2 protein-coding genes are annotated in these 3,339 nt (G+C 61.8%); both read left to right on the plus strand.

All coding sequences use genetic code 11. The features are described 5' to 3' along the window. The first annotated feature begins 180 nt into the window (after positions 1–180). Positions 181–684, plus strand: coding sequence for a DUF3455 domain-containing protein (locus AC6H42_RS32965; protein WP_057156802.1), 504 nt, complete (start codon positions 181–183; stop codon positions 682–684). 95 nt (positions 685–779) lie between these two features. Then, positions 780–3,164 (plus strand): penicillin acylase family protein, encoded by a 2,385-nt coding sequence (locus tag AC6H42_RS32970; RefSeq protein WP_082551993.1) that lies wholly within the window; start codon positions 780–782, stop codon positions 3,162–3,164. Positions 3,165–3,339 lie beyond the last annotated feature (175 nt).

Raw genomic sequence — 3,339 nt, forward strand, 5'->3', positions numbered from 1 at the left:
TTTTGCGCCGATGATAGTGCTGCAACCAGTGTGAAAGTAGGTTATCGTCAGGCTAGTTATATGAAAAAGCCCCGCCAGTGATCTGGTGGGGCTTTTTTGCGTTTATCTGAATCCGTTTTGCAGCTCCCCTCGTATATGTCTTGCGTGCTGGCATCCTGCCGCACTAACTGGGAGATTCCGATGAAACGTATTCTGTTCCTGCTGTCCGTTTTCGCAACCGTCGCCCAAGCATCCGAGGGCACGCCAATCGCCGTGCCGGCCGGCCACCAAGCTGTAATGACTGCGCTGGGCGCGGGCGACCTGACCTACGAGTGCCGCGCGAAAGCCGGCATGCCCGACGCCTATGAATGGGTGTTCGCTGGCCCGACGGCCATCCTTTACGACAAAAACAAGAGTGCGGTCGGCAAGTACTACGGTGGCCCAACCTGGGAAGCCAACGACGGCAGCAAGGTGACCGGCAAACAGCTGGCGGTGCATCCGTCGCCGACGCCGGCGTCGATTCCCCTCCAGCTCGTGCAGGCCAACCCTGCCACCGGCTCGGGCATGATGAGCGGCATAACCTATATCCAGCGCATCAACACCCAGGGCGGCGTCGCGCCTGCCGACAGCTGCAGCGCGGCAAATGCCGGTGCCAAGAAGATGGTGAAGTACCAGGCTGACTACGTGTTCTACAAAGCCTCATGAAGGCCGACATTTAGCGCCGCACTGATTGAGCTTGCGCAAACCGGAGTTGGGCTTAGGCAGCGATGATGTTTCGACCTACCGTCGAAAGGTCGCATATGAAACTGCTCAGCCCGCTCCTATCGTGCGCCGCCCTGCTTGCTGCTTGCGGCAACAAGCAGGCCCCCGTCACCGCTCCGCTGCCGCCGCAGGCGGCGCCGCGTTTCAGCGCCGACCTGGCGCGCACCAGCCACGGCGTGGCGCACGTCCGCGCCCAGAACTTCCTCGGCCTCGGCTATGGTTTGGCCTATGCGTATGCCGAGGACAATGTCTGCATGCTGGCCGACAGTATGTTGACGGTGCGCGGCGAGCGGTCGCGCTACTTCGGCCCCGCCGCCATGCCCACCAGGGGCGCCGACGGCGAATACAGCGTGGCGATCGACTACCTCGACGAACACGGATTCGACCTCAAAAACGAAGACAGTGACTTCTTCTTCAAGGGCTACCTGGACCTGGAGCAGCTGCGTGCGGGCTACGCCGCGGGGAGCCAGGAAATTCGCGACCTGCTGGAGGGCTATGCCGCCGGCTACAACCGCTACCTGCGGGACCATGGCGGCGCGCTGCCTGCAGCCTGCAACGGCAAGGAATGGGTGCGCCCCATTTCGGTGGACGACGTGTATCTGCTGGTGGCCGAAAAGGCACTGCACGCCTCCGGCCAGGTTTTCGCGAAAGAAGTGCTGGCCGCCGCGCGCGATCCCGGCGCCACCCTGGCACGCCGCCGGGGCGGCAAGGGCGCGCCCGATGCCGCCGTGTTGGCCAACCTGTTCAAGCCGCGCATGGCCAGCAACGGCCTGGCCGTCGGCAAGGACGCCAGCCAGAACGGGCGTGGCATGCTGCTGGCCAATCCCCACTATCCGTGGACCAGCACCGACCGCTTTTACCAGATCCACCTGACGGTGCCCGGTTTTTATGATGCAATGGGTGCAATGCTGGGCGGTTTGCCGATTGTCGTAATCGGCTTCAACAAAGATGTGGCCTGGACCCACACCGTGACCAAGGCCGCACACTTCACCACCTTCCGCCTGGCGCTCGATGCCAGCGATCCGTCCGGCACCACCTATTTGGTTGATGGCGCTCCCGTGAAAATGGCGGCAAAGACGGTGGCCGTGGATATGCTGCAGCCTGATGGCAGTATCGCGACCCAGCGCAAGGTGTTTTACTTCAGCAAGCAGGGCGCGGTCATGGTCAAACCGGAAGCCGGGGTGAACTGGACTGGAACGCACGCCTATGTGCTGGCAGACGCCAACCGCAACAACACGCGTCTGCTCGAACAGTGGCTGGCTATGGGGCGCGCGACCAGCGTCGCCAGTATGCAAAGTTCGCTCAACCGGATTGCCGGACTGCCCTGGGTGAACACCGTGGCGGCTGACCGCGACGGCAACACCTTGTATGCGGATGCCAGCGTGGTGCCGGCGGTGCGTACTGAGCGTTTCATGTCGGACTGCCTGGTGTTTCCGCCGCTGTTGACTTTCGACGGCGCACGCAGCAACTGCGGCTGGGAACGGGAGGAGGGGGCACCGGAGGGCATATTCAACCCGGCCAGTGCACCGTCGCTGCTGCGCAGCGATTATGTCGCCAATTCCAACGATGGTTACTGGCTGACAAACTCGAAAGCCCTGCTGCAGGGGCCGCCGCCGTTCGGCTATTCACCGATGTACGGCGCGGTGGGCATTGCCCAAGGCCTGCGCACCCGCATCGGCTTCAGCCAGGTGGACGCTGCATTGGCGGCCAAGCCTAAATTGTCCCCTGACGACTTGCACGGGCTGCTCTTCGACAACCGCATCTATGCGGCGGAGCTGGTGCTGCCGGACCTGCTGGCTGCCTGCACCGGCGCCGATACGCCACTGGCAAGCGCTTGCAAGGTGCTTGCCGCCTGGGATAGGCGGGCGAATCTGGACAGCCGGGGCGCGGTCCTGTTCCGCGAATTCTGGAACACGGCAGCACACATACCGAACCGGTGGCGGGTGGCGCTGAACCCGGCGGACCCGGTCAATACGCCGGGCGGGGTGGCCACTTCCGCCATGCCGGCCATGTTGAATGCCTTGAAGGCGGCGGCGCTCAAATTGCAGGCGGCCGGTGTTCCGCTGGATGGCAAGCTGGGGGATTACCAGGCTGATGTACGCAATGGCAGCCGGATACCGGTACACGGCGGGATAGGCGATATCGACGGCTCTTATAACTCCGTCCATATGGAAACGGCATTGGGGGCGGACGGCTATCGCAATATCGTGTGGGGTACCAGCTACATCCAACTGGTGAGTTTCGATGCGGCGGGGCCGATAGCCCAAGGGCTGCTGGTATATGGGCAATCGACAGATCCCAAGTCGCCGCACTATGGTGACCAGGTGCCGCTGTACTCCGCCAAGCAGCTGGTACCGCTGCCCTTCCGTCACGATCAGATGCGTGCCGACAGCAATTATCGGGATAGGGGGTTGACGGAATGACGCACAAGCCCCATACTCTCATTTCTCTGCTGCTGACAAACAAAACGATTTGTCGATAACAGCAGGTTCTTTAAAAATTAACAGTCGATAAGTGTGGGCGTTTGATGATGATGCCGGAGGCGCAAGCCTCTTAGCTCAAATTATTAAACGCTCAACAAAAGAAATAAACGTGACC

The organism is Massilia sp. NBRC 108631 (assembly GCF_059704565.1).

Coding starts and splice junctions, on each gene's coding strand:
- AC6H42_RS32965 (WP_057156802.1), top strand. CDS start 181: ATGAAACGTATTCTGTTCCTGCTGTCCGTTTTCGCAACCGTCGCCCAA.
- AC6H42_RS32970 (WP_082551993.1), top strand. CDS start 780: ATGAAACTGCTCAGCCCGCTCCTATCGTGCGCCGCCCTGCTTGCTGCT.